Annotated in this window: 13 protein-coding genes; 5 read left to right on the forward strand and 8 right to left on the reverse strand. The window is 44.9% G+C overall.

Annotated features, from left to right (window positions below):
* The first annotated feature begins 84 nt into the window (after positions 1–84).
* The 3 genes from argS to NZ848_RS04645 all read left to right on the forward strand — a co-directional run bounded on the left by argS (position 85) and on the right by NZ848_RS04645 (position 3,683).
* Complete coding sequence (gene argS / locus NZ848_RS04635) at positions 85–1,860, forward strand: arginine--tRNA ligase (protein ID WP_259014553.1); 1,776 nt, start codon at positions 85–87, stop codon at positions 1,858–1,860.
* 34 nt (positions 1,861–1,894) lie between these two features.
* A complete protein-coding gene (locus tag NZ848_RS04640; protein WP_259014554.1) occupies positions 1,895–2,497 on the forward strand; it encodes a glutathione peroxidase in 603 nt (200 codons plus the stop codon).
* A 304-nt stretch (positions 2,498–2,801) separates the two neighbouring features.
* The gene (locus tag NZ848_RS04645; protein WP_259014555.1) at positions 2,802–3,683 is read left to right on the forward strand and encodes a 1,4-dihydroxy-2-naphthoate polyprenyltransferase; all 882 of its coding nucleotides are present in this window, start codon (positions 2,802–2,804) and stop codon (positions 3,681–3,683) included.
* Positions 3,684–3,899: 216 nt separating this feature from the next.
* Here NZ848_RS04645 and NZ848_RS04650 read toward each other — a convergent pair whose 3' ends face one another.
* Positions 3,900–4,505 carry an OmpA family protein gene (locus NZ848_RS04650; RefSeq protein WP_253525291.1) on the reverse strand — a complete coding sequence of 202 codons (606 nt, stop codon included), beginning with the start codon at positions 4,503–4,505 and terminating at the stop codon, positions 3,900–3,902.
* A gap of 259 nt (positions 4,506–4,764) precedes the next feature.
* Between NZ848_RS04650 and NZ848_RS04655 the strand changes: the two genes are divergently transcribed.
* Positions 4,765–6,111, forward strand: a complete 1,347-nt coding sequence (locus NZ848_RS04655; RefSeq protein ID WP_259014556.1) for a tetratricopeptide repeat protein — start codon at positions 4,765–4,767, stop codon at positions 6,109–6,111.
* A gap of 84 nt (positions 6,112–6,195) precedes the next feature.
* Here NZ848_RS04655 and NZ848_RS04660 read toward each other — a convergent pair whose 3' ends face one another.
* The 4 genes from NZ848_RS04660 to NZ848_RS04675 form a co-directional block, all read right to left on the reverse strand.
* On the reverse strand, positions 6,196–7,965 hold the full coding sequence (locus NZ848_RS04660; protein ID WP_259014557.1) for a D-alanine--D-alanine ligase family protein: 1,770 nt from the start codon (positions 7,963–7,965) through the stop codon (positions 6,196–6,198).
* A gap of 131 nt (positions 7,966–8,096) precedes the next feature.
* The gene (locus NZ848_RS04665) at positions 8,097–8,345 is read right to left on the reverse strand and encodes a NifU family protein (protein ID WP_253525313.1); all 249 of its coding nucleotides are present in this window, start codon (positions 8,343–8,345) and stop codon (positions 8,097–8,099) included.
* Between the two features lie 104 nt (positions 8,346–8,449).
* Positions 8,450–8,683 (reverse strand): type II toxin-antitoxin system HicA family toxin, encoded by a 234-nt coding sequence (locus NZ848_RS04670; RefSeq protein ID WP_253525316.1) that lies wholly within the window; start codon positions 8,681–8,683, stop codon positions 8,450–8,452.
* A complete protein-coding gene (locus tag NZ848_RS04675; protein WP_158237930.1) occupies positions 8,683–8,949 on the reverse strand; it encodes a type II toxin-antitoxin system HicB family antitoxin in 267 nt (88 codons plus the stop codon). Before NZ848_RS04675 ends, NZ848_RS04670 begins: the two co-directional genes overlap by 1 nt.
* Before the next feature lie 176 nt (positions 8,950–9,125).
* Between NZ848_RS04675 and NZ848_RS04680 the strand changes: the two genes are divergently transcribed.
* The gene (locus NZ848_RS04680) at positions 9,126–10,988 is read left to right on the forward strand and encodes a CocE/NonD family hydrolase (RefSeq protein WP_259014558.1); all 1,863 of its coding nucleotides are present in this window, start codon (positions 9,126–9,128) and stop codon (positions 10,986–10,988) included.
* A gap of 46 nt (positions 10,989–11,034) precedes the next feature.
* Here the strand turns inward: NZ848_RS04680 and NZ848_RS04685 are convergent, their stop codons facing one another.
* The 3 genes from NZ848_RS04685 to NZ848_RS04695 all read right to left on the reverse strand — a co-directional run bounded on the left by NZ848_RS04685 (position 11,035) and on the right by NZ848_RS04695 (position 13,607).
* Positions 11,035–12,021, reverse strand: coding sequence for a glycosyltransferase family 2 protein (locus tag NZ848_RS04685; protein ID WP_259014559.1), 987 nt, complete (start codon positions 12,019–12,021; stop codon positions 11,035–11,037).
* 422 nt (positions 12,022–12,443) lie between these two features.
* Entirely contained in the window at positions 12,444–12,788 is a 345-nt protein-coding gene (locus NZ848_RS04690) for a YbaB/EbfC family nucleoid-associated protein (protein WP_259014560.1), read from the reverse strand.
* Between the two features lie 135 nt (positions 12,789–12,923).
* Positions 12,924–13,607: a DUF3291 domain-containing protein gene (locus NZ848_RS04695; protein ID WP_259014561.1), complete on the reverse strand. Its 684-nt coding sequence runs from the start codon at positions 13,605–13,607 to the stop codon at positions 12,924–12,926.
* Between the last annotated feature and the right edge of the window lie 263 nt (positions 13,608–13,870).

The following is a 13,870-nucleotide window of genomic DNA, read 5'->3' on the forward strand; positions in this document are numbered from 1 at the left end:
CCAACATTTCTGCCAAAAAAATCATACTTTTGCGGTTCCGTAACCAGCGCACTGTCGCATGGCTGAACCATCCAAGTACAATTTATGAATATCGAATCATCATTAAAAACTGCTATTGCGCAGGCATTATCTGCATTGTTTCAGGTTGAAGAAGAAGTAGCGCTGCAACCCACCAAGGCCGACTTTGAGGGCAATTACACCTATGTGGTTTTTCCGTTAGTGAAACAACTGCGCAAAAGCCCTGCTGATATTGCCAACGCCCTGGGAGAATACCTGAAAACAAGTGCCAATTATATAAAAGCCTATAATGTTGTACAGGGATACCTGAATCTGGTATTGGCCGACGACGTATGGTTTGACACCCTGAACGCCATACTGGCCGACAGCACCTTTGGTGTGTTACCTCAAAACAATCAGTCGGTCATGGTTGAGTACTCGTCGCCCAATACCAACAAACCGCTGCATCTGGGGCATTTAAGAAACAATTTTCTGGGCTACTCGGTCTCTAAAATTCTGGAAGCCAACGGCTATAATGTAGTAAAAACCTGCCTGGTAAACGACCGCGGCGTGCATATATGCAAATCAATGTGGGCGTATCAGCAGTTTGGCAACGGCGAAACGCCGGAGTCGGCAGGATTAAAAGGCGACCACCTGGCGGGCAAGTATTATGTCATTTTCGACAAACACTACAAATCTGAAATTGAGACCCTTGTTCAACAGGGCATGACAGAGGAAGAAGCCAAGAAAAACGCACCGGCAATAAAAGCCGTGCAGGAGATGCTTATTAAATGGGAAGAAGGCGATGAAGAAACCCTGGCCCTGTGGCGTAAAATGAACGACTGGGTTTTTGCGGGCTTCAACGAAACGTATCAGAAAATCGGGGTGTCGTTTGACAAAACCTATTATGAGTCTAACACCTACCTGCTGGGTAAAGATATAGTAGAAGAAGGGCTGGCTAAGGGCATTTTCTTCAAAAAAGAAAACGGTAGCGTATGGATTGACCTGAAAGAAGAAGGGCTCGACGAAAAACTGGTGCTGCGTGCCGATGGTACTTCTGTGTATATTACGCAGGATTTAGGCACCACCGACCTGAAGTTTCAGGACTACAGCAACAATAAGTCGATATGGGTGGTGGGTAACGAGCAAGACTACCACTTTCAGGTGTTGTTTGCCATCATGAAAAAACTGGGCCGCAGCTATGCCGATGGCTGTTATCACCTGAGTTACGGCATGGTTGACCTGCCATCAGGCAAGATGAAGTCTCGTGAAGGAACGGTGGTAGATGCCGATGATCTGGTGGCTGAAATGATTGCAACCGCCGAGGTTACCACGCGTGAACGTGGCAAGATTGATGATTTCAGCAAAGAAGAGGCCGACAGCCTGTTCAGCATGATTGCCCTGGGCGCTTTGAAATACTTTTTGCTGAAAGTAGAACCCAAGAAAAAAATGCTTTTTAACCCGGCCGAATCTATCGATTTTCAGGGTAACACAGGGCCGTTTATTCAGTACACCCACGCGCGTATCTGCTCTATTTTGCGCAAGGCGGCATCGCAGGGTATAACCGTGGGCAACAGCGTAAAAAATGTGGCCATAGAAAAGGCCGAAGCCGACCTGATTTTTGTACTGAACGAATACCCGGCAGCATTGCAAAAGGCTGGTAATGAGTATTCGCCGTCGGTTATAGCCAGCTATACCTACGACCTGGCCAAGACATTCAACCACTTTTATGCGGGTATATCTATCATGAACGAACCCAACACCGACAAACAGCTTTTCAGGCTGGCATTAATAAAAGCAGTTTCAGAAACAATTCGTAAGGCAACTGCGTTATTAGGCATAGAAGTACCCAACAGAATGTAATACCTGAAACTTTCAATCAAACCAATCAATTAAAATGAAAAAGACCCTCATTTTAGCCGCAGCAGCAGTGGTTACCCTTATAGGTGCCATGAGTTTTGTTGCTTTAAACAATGTTCTATCCGAAACAGCATTAAGCCGCCCAGCGTCGGCAGTAGCCAAAGGTTCGTTCTATGATTACTCGTTGAAATCGCTCGACGGCAAAAAAACTATTGATTTCAGCCGTTACAAAGGCAAAAAAGTAGTCGTGTTAAATGTGGCCTCTAAATGTGGTTTTACCCCACAATATGCCGACTGGCAGGCGTTCCACAAAAAATATGGCGATAAAATCGTGGTATTGGGTATCCCGGCCAATAATTTCCGTTCGCAAGAGCCAGGCACAAGCGAAGAAATTGCCGAGTTCTGTCAGAAAAACTACGGCGTTACTTTCCAGATGTTAGAGAAAGTGAGCGTAGTAGGTGAAGACCAACACCCGCTTTACCAATGGTTGAGCCACAAAGACCTGAACGGCTGGAACGACAGCGCGCCAACCTGGAATTTCTGCAAGTATGTAGTAAATGAAAAAGGCGAATTGACCAACTTCTTCAACTCAAAAGTTACTCCTGATAACGAAGAGTTCAAAAAAGCCGTTGGGATTTGATTCAGAGAATAATCTTCTGTTAATGTAAATCCAGTTGGGATGTTATATTGGTAGAATAGAATAGATATTTGCATTGAAAGTCCCGTAGGGACGGTATATTAATATATCGTCCCTACGGGACTTCTTTAATTTAACCGAAAAACCTAATTCTACTGACAGATTATCGCTCTGGGATACCTGATTCTGTCGACTTGACTCACAATTCATGAATTTATACTAAATTTTACATAATTCTGAACTCGGATTATGTAATTTTGCAATTAATCGAACACATTACTCAATTGTTACTGAATATCGCCCGAATATGAAAAACTGGCTTTCGGCTGCCCGCCCCCGTACCTTACCGTTGTCGTTATCTAGTATCCTGATGGGCAGTTTTCTGGCCGTATCAGCCAGGCAATTCAACTGGCTTATTTTTGCCTTTTGCTGCCTTACCACCATTGCCCTGCAGGTACTCTCTAACTTTGCCAACGACTACGGCGACACCCAGAACGGCGCCGACCTGGCCGGGCGTGTGGGGCCGCAAAGAGCGGTACAGTCGGGCGCCATTACACCACAGCAGATGTTCAGGGGTATTATATTGCTAGCCGTTATCTGCCTTGTTTTTGGCGTTTCATTACTTTATTTTGCTTTCAGAGATGCCGAGGCCAACGAGTTCTGGGGTTTTCTGGGGCTGGGTTTGTTGTGTATGCTGGCTGCTTATACCTACACAGCCGGTAAAAAACCTTATGGGTATGCAGGGCTGGGCGATGTATCGGTGCTGATATTCTTTGGCCTGGTGGGTGTTCTGGGCAGTAATTATTTATACACTAAAACATTCGACTGGCTCAATCTGCTCCCTGCCTTCAGCTGCGGTTTTTTTGCTACGGGGGTGTTGAACATCAACAACATCAGAGACATAGATTCTGACACCCGTGCGGGTAAGAAGACTATCCCCGCTCGCCTGGGGCGCGAAACCGCCATCAGATACCACTGGTTTCTATTGCTGGGTGGTATGCTGAGCATACTGGCCTACAGCCTGCTGAAAGAACAATACATGATTATCTACGTGCTATGCTTCCCGTTGTTTTTCATCAACGGCATTAAGGTATCCAGACTCCCCAACCCCGACCCCATGCTGAAACAGATGTCGCTCTCAACACTGGCATTTGTGTTGCTGTTTGGTATCGGGCAGTTGTTGTTGTAGAACCGATTCTTGTAGAGATACTATTTTTATTTGCGTAGAGACAATGGCACTGCCTTGTCTCTTTTTTTATTACCTCAATGCACAAAAAAAGAGCAACACACCGCTGCTCTTTCTTTTATTGCCACAATGTACCCAAATGACACAATGTTTCACAAATGATAGTTTCCCAATCACTAATTCACTCATTCACCGCAGCGGCGGCCGCTCATTCACTCATTATTTCCCCGCCGCCACTGACGACTTGGCCTCCAGGAATTTCTTCTCATTGGCTCTGATTTTTACCACAACCCGGCGGTTTTTACGGCGGCCTTCCGGTGTGGCATTGCTTTCAACGGGTCTGGTAGCGCCATAACCTGCAATGGCCATTCTTTCGGCCAACACCCCATTACCTTTCAGATACAAAGCCACGGCTTTGGCCCGGTTTTCAGACAATATCTTGTTTTTCATCTGGTTGCCGCTGCTATCGGCATGGCCTTCTATAAATATTTCAGTGTAGGGGTATTCGTTCAGCACACCAGATATGCTTCCTAAAACTCCTTTGGCATTACTGGTAAGATTTTCTGAGCTTGACTCAAAGTAAAAATCAGGTTGAAACGCAATGTTAATGCCGTCGGCGGTACGCACAATGTCTGCACTGCCTTTGGTGGCGTTTATCAGGGCGGTTGCCAGTTTGTCAAGCATAATTCCGATTCTTACAGCAGCCTCGGCAGCTACAGGGTCTTTTTTCCGACCGGATTCCTGAGAAGATTTTTTTGATGATTTGCACGCTGCAACAAGCATTATACCCAATGCCGCCACCGCCAGAAGCCGATGTAGTTTCATGTTTTTTAAGTGTTAAAAGCTACGTAAGTAAGAGGACTTAGTTTTTAAAAAAGTATTTAAACCGGGCAAAGTTCCTAAAAAACATTTAAAGATTGCAAGTTTTTTGACGAATAATTATATAAGCCCCTCACTTACAGAAATTTAATAAAATCTTTTAATGAAAATCCTTGAGTAAATAACCAATACTTTTATCTTTGCTAAAGTATATTTCCAGAGAAAATCACTTACATTCTTACTTACACCTACCCAAAAATCTAGCATGAATAACCGTTTTTTCCTGGTCTGCTTCCTGATAGCGGCATTGGGGGCAACGCAGTTATGTGCACAGCAAACTGCGTCTGATTATTTTGACATCGGTGTCTTAAAAAGCAAAGCCGGCGACTTTGTGGGAGCTTCTCATGCCTACAGCACTGCTATATCTATGAATCCGGACAACCCCAGCAGCTATTTCAACCGCGGCCTTGCCAAACAACAACTGAAAGACCACCGCGGGGCCATTATGGACTTTGACAAAACCATTGACCTGGACCCCAAAAATGCCCTGGCGTACTTGTTCAGAGGTAAAAGCAAAAGCGAGCAGGACGATTACCGCTCGGCCCTGCAAGACTACAACCGCACCATTGATTTAAGCGCCGACGACGCCCTGGCGTATTTGTACAGAGGCACAGCCCGCGCCAAGTTGTTTGATTACACCCGTGCCATACAAGACTTTACCAAAGTGCTGGAACTGAACACAGAAGAGGTGAACAAGTTTCAGGCTTATTTTTCGCGCGGTTTGTGTAAATCCCGCCTGGAAGATTTTCAGGGTAGTATTTCCGATTTTACAAAAGCCATTGATTTGAACCCGAAACGCTCGCAGACTTTTGCCAGCAGGGGGTTCAGCAGGCTCAGAATAAACGATTTCACGGGCGCTATAAAAGACTTTGACGAGGCCATTAAGCTAAACCCGGAAGATGGCGAATCTTTATATAACAGGGGTTTCAGCAAAACCAAAATTGATGATTACCGGGGTGCCATCAGCGACTTCGACAAAGCCATTGCCTTAGACAACCAGCACATAAAGGCCTATTACGGCCGCGGTTTTTGTTACAGCAGGCTTAATAATCAGAAAAGCGCCTTAAATGACCTTACCAAAGCCATTGAAATCAATAACCCAAATATTGAATCGAAAGTGGTGTATAATGGGCGAATAACCCGGAATATTCTGGACGAACTCCGGAATCAGGTGCAGGAAAAAAGCAAAATCAACGAGTTTTCTGATGACCGCTCAGAAGGCTACTATAGCCGCAGCATTGTGAAATTCAAAAACGGAGATGCCAAAGATGCTATTATTGACCTGAACAAGGCCATTGAGCTAAACCCGATATCGGCAGAGGCCTATTTTTTCCGTGGTTTTGTACGCTCATCTATGAATGCCCAGAAAGAAGCCCTGCAAGACTGCAACAATGCCATTAAGCTGAACCCAAAATATGCCGAAGCCTACTACGTAAGAGGCATTATTAAACACGCCCTGGGCGACGAAAACGGTGGCTGCTACGACCTGAGCCACGCCGGAGAACTAGGCTACTCAGCCGCCTACAACGTAATACGCGAATATTGTAACTAAGCATTGCTACTTAATATAACACAAAAAAGCTCCAATTCGACAGAACAGGAGCTTTTCTTTATATTATGTATTATCAGATAATACTCACAATTCAACCAGCGTTTCAGCATCACACTGATAAATAAATTGAACAGTTTCGGCCAGTTCGGCTTCTGAGAGCTTTTTCATCTGGGTATCGAAACTTCCGGCATATTTGGCTGTAATATCTTTGGCCTTGTCAATGATTTCGGCAATGAAAGGATGTTTGGGCTTACCGATTGACTGCCCGAAGTCCATGATATCGGCCTTGAACATCAGGTTCATTGGTATCTTATACATCTGCCCGTTTTTGGCAGCACACACCGGCACGGGTTCATACACCGGCGAAGCCGAAAACTCCCCGATTTTCTTCTGCGCTCTTTTATACAGTTCGTCAGACTCCCCGAAAATCACAGCCACTTTTTTGCGGTGGCTGGCGCCTCGTTCTTCTATCATGCCATCCAGTTTGTCGAGCAACTGGCGTAAACTAACGGTATTCTTACCGCTTCTGATACGCTCACGGATTGACTGGCGGATAAAATAAGTAATTGACTGCGTAACGGTAAGCCCGATTTCAGCCATTTGCTTGAATATCAATGACGACGGCGACATGCCCGGTATGGTGTTCGGGTCATGCAGCAGCACGCGCCCGTCTGGCGTTAAAAAGCCATCTATGCGGGTTACTACACAAAAACCCAGTGTGTTGAAGGTCTTCAACAGGCTCTCGTGTATTTTATGCAGATTCTCCATGCTGGTTTCCACCGGAATCCGCTTCTTAGTTACATTCGATTTATATTTCGATTTAAAATCAAAAGTCTGTATTTCGCCGTAAATTTCTGTTGGTGGCAGGGCAATGGCTTTGCCGTCATCATGTTGTATCACGCCGCAGCTAAACTCCTGCCCGTGTACAAACTCTTCTATCATCACATAATCTTCGGCATGTACAGACACCACCGTGGCGGTATCGGCCGTAAACAAAACGGCATCCAGCTCTTCCATCAGGTCGGCAGGGTGCGCCAATATTTTACCGTTTACCATTACCGGGAAACCAATACCCTCGTCCAGGTTAGAGGTTTTCTCCATAATGTGGCGTTTCTGGCGTTCGGTCAGTTTCTCCCAGTCGCTCTTCTTGAAAATCGCTTCAAAGAAACACTGGTTAACGGCCTTGGTAAACTCTTCCAGACTTCTTTTTCTGACAATGGCCACCCCGATTGATGAGCCCTGATGCGGTGCTTTTACCACAAAAGGAAAACCGATTGAGTTAATGAGATCGGTGAAAAGTTTTGAGCGGTCGGCCGATGCCCATTCTTCGCGGGTAAAGGTAATGGTCTTTTTTTGCTGGCCGGTAACAAGCGCTATCAGCTTGTTTTGCATGGGTTTGTCTATACCCACAGCAGAGCCCATGAGCCCCGGGCCCATATAAGGTATGCCATACCACTCGAGCAAACCCTGCAAACTACCGTCTTCAGCCTGTGGGCCGTGCATAATGGTAAAGGCAAAGTCCATTATTTCCGGAAAATCGGCCGGATGAATCTGTTTACCTACTTTATAAATTAATTTGTATAGCTGTGTTTCGTTGAGTTCTCCTAACGATTCTATATATACCCTGAAACCGCGGTTGAGGTTTTTAGAAGGAAAAAAATCACGGATGGATTCTTCGTAGAGTAGTTCAGGGTTAATCTGAATAAAATGACCTAAGCTGTCAACAAATATCGGTATTGGCTCAAACAAGGCTTTGTCAATATGCTCAAAAGCTGTCTTACCGCCAAGGTACGATATTTCCCTTTCTCTGGCTTGTCCGCCAAAGAAAACCCCTACTCTGATTTTGGTTGCCATTTTATAACCTAAAGCTGATTATTTGATTAGCGCAGTGTCTGCAAATGAAAAGTGTTTGCAAGATAATAAAAAAGCCACTTGCAAACACAAGTGGCTGTATATTTTTAGCTTAACCAAGCCCTGAAACCGTATTAAAACGCCGGTGTCAGGTTTAGCGCTTCTACTTTTCGTATCTCTGGCACAGCTTTCAGAATTGCCTCTTCAAGCCCTGCTTTAAAAGTCATTGACGACATCGGACACGACCCGCAAGCCCCAATCAGTTCCAGTTTTACTGTGTAATCGTCAGTAATTTCAACCACTTTCACGTTTCCGCCATCGGTTTGTAAATAAGGTCTTACTGAGTTTAAGGCAGTTTCTACTCTTTCTATTAAATTTTCCATATACCTTTCAATCGGAGTATTTGTCTATTACAAAAGTAAAAAAATATTGAAAAAGTTCAAAATCGGAGCTAGAAAGATGACACCAACTTACCTTTAAGGCGTTTTCAATCTGGTTTATTCTTTTTACTGATGTTAGCAACTTCAGCAAAATCAATACCGGCCATCTTTAAGATACTTTTATAGGTACCCAATTTTAAATCTTTATTACTGTGTATCGGAACCGGCAGTGTTTGTCTGGTGTCTTCATTAAAAAAAATATGATGGCTCCCGTTTACTCTCACTAACACCCAACCTCTTTGAGTAAGTAATTTAACCAGAGACTTCGGTGATAAATCCATCAGGCTGATACAAGATTTGATAAACGATTTTTAGAAGAAGATTCAGAAATAGTAATGGATGCCTCAATAACATCATTATCGTCCGGTATAGGCAATCCTTTTTCTTCCATAACCATCAACACACCCTCTAAGGCCTCCTTTACGTGTTCAATTGCTTCTTCAATGGTTTCCCCAAACGAAAAACAATGCTGCAGCGAAGGTATATTAGCCATGTAGCCTCCATCCTCCTGCTTTGTAATATGCACTTTATAATTTCTGCTTTTCATTTCATGCATTCTTAAATTTTACCAAATATAATTAAACCCGGTATCAAAAGCAATCGTATAATTAATAATGCAACCAAAACTATTACATTCAAATCCAAACAATTATTCCTCTCTTTACTATCTTTACAACCTCCAATTCAATCAATATCCAAACTGTAAATTTTTATCAACCAACTATGCGAAGCTTTATCTTAGTGCTTATGTTTTTCTGCACTGTGGCGGTGTCTGCCCAAACGCCAGACCCCTCCTACGTACAGAACAATTACCTGAAACGTGAGGTCTATATTACCATGCGCGACGGCGTGCGCCTGTTTACCTCTATCTACCTACCCAAAGACTCAACAAAAAAATACCCTGTCATGATGCAGCGCACCCCCTATTCGGTGGCTCCGTATGGTGAAGGGAAACTAAAAACTCAGGTAGGCCCAAGCGCCGAACTGATGCAGGACGGCTTCATTTTTGTGTATCAGGATGTACGCGGACGCTGGATGTCGGAGGGTGAATTTATTGAAATGCGCCCCCACCAGGACACCAAAAGCGGCAAAGCCTTTGATGAATCGACCGATACTTATGACACCATTGAATGGCTGATGAAAAACCTGAACTACCACAACGGCAAGGTGGGTATGTGGGGTATCAGCTATCCGGGTTTTTATGCTTCTGCCGGGCTTATGGCCAACCACCCTGCGCTGGTGGCGTCGTCGCCTCAGGCACCCATGGCCGACTTGTGGCGCGGCGACGACAGCTATCATAACGGCGCTTTTATGCTGCCCCATAACTTTGGGTTTTATCCGTCGTTCACCAACCGGACAGACGGCAAACCTACACAAACGCCCGGTAAACGTTTTGACTTCGGCACACCAGACGGCTACCAGTTTTATCTGAATCTGGGCCCGATAAAAAACTCTTTAAAATATGCCGAAACCCTGGGCAAAGACCCTTACTGGCGTGCGAATCTGGAACACCCGAATTATGATGAGTTCTGGAAAAGCCGCAATATTCTGAATCACCACAACGGTATCAGGCACGCCGTAATGGTAGTGGGTGGCTGGTATGACGCCGAAGACCTGTACGGTACTTTTAAAACCTACCAGTCTGTTGAACAAAAAAACCCCGGTATAGTTAATATTTTTGTGGTTGGCCCCTGGGTACATGGCGGCTGGGCCAGAGGCGACGGCGACATATTGGGTAATGTGAATTTCGGACAAAAAACGGGTATTTATTACCGCCAGAATATAGAGCGTAAATTTTTTAATTATTACCTGAAAGGCATCGGCGACAATAATTTTAATGAAGCCACCATGTACGAAACCGGAAGCAACCAATGGAGAACCTTTACCGAATGGCCACCCAAAGCAGCTAAAGAACGTAATCTGTACTTTGGTGCCAACGGTAAACTTTCTTTTGATGCCCCGGCTGCAGCCCAAAGCGCAAGCCAGTACATCTCAGACCCTGCCAAACCAGTGCCGTCGTCAGACTATATCACCTCTGGTATGCCGCGCGAATACATGGTTGACGACCAACGCCACGCCAGCCGCCGCCCGGATGTGCTTACGTTCCAGACTGACGTGCTCGACAAAGACATTACCCTTGCCGGTAATATCTGGGCGGACCTGAAGGTATCAACCACAGGTACTGATGCCGACTTTGTTGTAAAGGTGATAGATGTGTACCCCGACGACGCCAAAGACAACCCCAACACAGCCAAACATATCCGAATGGCCGGTTATCAGCAAATGGTAAGAAGTGAGGCCATGCGTGGTAAATTCCGGAAGAGTTTTGATACCCCCGTGCCGTTTAAGCCGGGTAAGGTAGAAGAGGTAAATTTTGAGTTGCAGGATGTGCTGCACACTTTCAAGAAAGGCCACCGCATTATGGTACAGGTGCAAAGCACGTTTTTCCCTATCATAGACCGCAACCCGCAGAAGTTTCTGCCCAATATTCATTATGCCGAACCGTCAGACTTCCAATCGGCCACGCATAAGGTGTATCACGACAAAACCAACGCCAGCCACCTGAAAGTGCGCGTGTTAGAATAAAACACAGGCTTGTATAAAACTTCCATAAAAAAGGCCTGCGGTGCGTTTACAGCTCGCCGTAGGTCTTTTTCTTTTTCAGAAAATAAGCCAGTACAATGCTTTTCGGATAGACATCTTTCAATACTTTGGGCGATTTTCGTTCCAGATTCCGCATCATGCCATAAAAAGCAAAATGCGCTTTAATAATAGCCCATACATCTTTAAAAGACCCACCCAGAAATAACTTTATACCAGACACCCCGTCGAGTATCAATCTTAAGAAAATAGTAGAAAATAACTGACCCGACGGCAGATTCTTGTACATCATGGCCAGCCCGTTGCGGTAGTTAAGAAAAGTTTTGCGCGGGTTTGATTTATGCAGCGTGCCACCCCCCACATGATAAACCGTTGAGGCTGCTGAATAATATACCTGGTAGCCTGCGTTCTTCATACGCCAGCAAAGGTCTATCTCTTCCATGTGGGCAAAGAATGAGGTATCAAAGCCACCCAGCTCATGAAAAACCGACGCCCGCACAAACATACAGGCACCCGTGGCCCAGAACACCTCGCGGGTATCGTCATACTGCCCGTTGTCGGCTTCGCAGGTATCAAAAATTCTTCCTCTGCAAAACGGATACCCTAGCCAGTCAATGTACCCTCCGGCTGCCCCGGCATATTCAAATTGTTGCCTATTTTTATAATCTTTCAGTTTGGGTTGGCAGGCAGCTATAACAGGGTTGGCATCCATCAACTCAACCAGCGGAGCCACCCAGTTGGGCGTAACCTCTACGTCTGAGTTCAGCAACACATAATATTCGGCCTCTATTTGCGCCAACGCCTCATTGTATCCGCCAGCAAATCCGGTATTGACAGGCAGGCTGATTAACCTGATTTGCGGATAATTATGCCGCATAAACACCAGAGAATTGTCGGTAGAGGCGTTGTCGGCCACTACAATTTCATATCCCTCAGCGTGTTTAATCACAGAAGGCAGAAATTCCCTGAGGAACCCCTGCCCATTATAATTAAGTATAACTATTGCTACTTTTGACATGCAGAATCAATTGTGAATGAGCGATTGGGTGATTTAGTGAATGAGTGATTTAGTGATTAGGATGTAAACACGATATGGCTTTGTCAGGTTAGTGGTTTACTATAAGTACAAAGAAAATATTAATTAAAATTAAAGATTTAAACCACGGAGTAACACAAAGTTGAAAATACGGAGTTTCACGGAGGATTTTTCTCTAAACTTCGTGAAACGCTGTGCTAAACTCCGAGCCACTCCGTGGTAAAATATTGTTAGTTAATTTTTTATAAGTACATATCTGGTTTAATCATACAATTACCTGCCACAGTAATAGGTTGGCATGTATTTAGGATTAATCACTCATTCAGCGGAACGCCGCCCGCTAAATTACTAAATCGCTCATTCACTCAACCACTCATTCACTCAATCGCTCATTCGCTAAATTATTACTTCCCAAACATACTTCCCAAATCCATACCGGGTATGTTCGGTATCAGGCCTTCGGTACTTTTTTTCAATTCTTCTTTGGCTTTTTCTTCTACCTTCTCCAGCGCTTTGTTGGTGGCGGCCACAATCAGATCCTGCAATATTTCTTTATCATTGCCTTTCAGCAGTTCATCATCTATCTCAATTTTCAGAATCTGTTTTTTACCGTTTACGGTAGCCTGCACCATGCCGGCACCTGCTTCACCGGTTTCGGTTATTTTACCCAGGTTTTCCTGTGCTTCCTGCATACGAGCCTGCATTTCTTTCATTTTACCTGCCAGCCCGAAAATATCTCCCATGTTCATGATTATATCAGAATTTAATGTTTCTTTTTCCAACACAAAACTACAAAAAAAGGCCGTCGGTTCAGACAGCCCACCCAAATATCATTTGCATAACCCCAAAGCCGGGCTTCCACTTTCATCAAAAATGATGCGCCATTATAAGAGGTAACGCTGCCCGTTTAAAGAGCCAAAGGTTTTAAGCGGTATAAAACGGGCAAATAATTCTTCCGAATACCAGCCTTCATCGCGGGTTTTTCTTACAACATCCGCATGTGTACGCTGTTTGTAGGCAAACTGCTTCACGTCGTTCAGGCTCTCCCAGATAGAAAAAGTAGCCTGCCTTACAAACGGCATCTCGCCTACCCCTACCGAAGTAATAAAGCCTGCGGCCTCTTTAATGCCTGCCGCAACCGGCGGCACATTGGCCCAGAAACCACGCAACTTGGACGGACGGATGCTGGCACGGGTAAGCACCGCTATTTTGCCCTGATAATCTTTACTGACCGCGCTTTTGCTGAACGGCTCCTTGCCGTCCCATTTACCGTGCGCCTCGCAAGGCTGGCACAATATGGTCCACTGCTCATGGCAAAGGGTTTTCCACCAGCGCTGAAGAAACGAATGTTGTCTGAAATTTTCAAAATCAGCCTCGGTTTCCCAAACGGCCAGCAGCCCCCATTGTTTCAAGTCGGGTTCTATATCAAAAGTACCGTTTTTACCACAACCCAGCAATTTCCAGAAGGTCAACCCTTTAGTAAACAAAAGCGGTAACCTGAACACCGCCATAGAAATAAAGGCCAGCGGAACCGCCCAGCCCGGATAACGCACAATAGTAAGCGACATGAACATAGACAGACAGTTGATTTTATTACGGCTTTTAAACACAGCCGAAGGCATAATTATGCAAAGTAATTTATTTTGATGATTAATAAGAAGCCTGTCTCAGAAACACACTTTTATTCTACAATGAAAACAATTGAGCGCATTCATTGTTTCAGATTCCATTCAAATAATCAATCTGGATATACCCACTTTGGGTTAATAATTGATTAAAACCCTAACCTTTCACGCCCAAAGCATCGCTTTACCACAAATACCCCTTACCT

Origin of the sequence: Emticicia fluvialis, from assembly GCF_024793945.1 — a bacterium.
GTDB lineage: Bacteria > Bacteroidota > Bacteroidia > Cytophagales > Spirosomataceae > Emticicia > Emticicia fluvialis.

Coding starts and splice junctions, on each gene's coding strand:
- NZ848_RS04680 (WP_259014558.1), top strand. CDS start 9,126: ATGCGAAGCTTTATCTTAGTGCTTATGTTTTTCTGCACTGTGGCGGTG.
- NZ848_RS04670 (WP_253525316.1), bottom strand. CDS start 8,683: ATGGATTTATCACCGAAGTCTCTGGTTAAATTACTTACTCAAAGAGGT.
- NZ848_RS04665 (WP_253525313.1), bottom strand. CDS start 8,345: ATGGAAAATTTAATAGAAAGAGTAGAAACTGCCTTAAACTCAGTAAGA.
- NZ848_RS04690 (WP_259014560.1), bottom strand. CDS start 12,788: ATGAACATGGGAGATATTTTCGGGCTGGCAGGTAAAATGAAAGAAATG.
- NZ848_RS04695 (WP_259014561.1), bottom strand. CDS start 13,607: ATGTCGCTTACTATTGTGCGTTATCCGGGCTGGGCGGTTCCGCTGGCC.
- argS (WP_259014553.1), top strand. CDS start 85: ATGAATATCGAATCATCATTAAAAACTGCTATTGCGCAGGCATTATCT.
- NZ848_RS04650 (WP_253525291.1), bottom strand. CDS start 4,505: ATGAAACTACATCGGCTTCTGGCGGTGGCGGCATTGGGTATAATGCTT.
- NZ848_RS04660 (WP_259014557.1), bottom strand. CDS start 7,965: ATGGCAACCAAAATCAGAGTAGGGGTTTTCTTTGGCGGACAAGCCAGA.
- NZ848_RS04640 (WP_259014554.1), top strand. CDS start 1,895: ATGAAAAAGACCCTCATTTTAGCCGCAGCAGCAGTGGTTACCCTTATA.
- NZ848_RS04645 (WP_259014555.1), top strand. CDS start 2,802: ATGAAAAACTGGCTTTCGGCTGCCCGCCCCCGTACCTTACCGTTGTCG.
- NZ848_RS04685 (WP_259014559.1), bottom strand. CDS start 12,021: ATGTCAAAAGTAGCAATAGTTATACTTAATTATAATGGGCAGGGGTTC.
- NZ848_RS04675 (WP_158237930.1), bottom strand. CDS start 8,949: ATGAAAAGCAGAAATTATAAAGTGCATATTACAAAGCAGGAGGATGGA.
- NZ848_RS04655 (WP_259014556.1), top strand. CDS start 4,765: ATGAATAACCGTTTTTTCCTGGTCTGCTTCCTGATAGCGGCATTGGGG.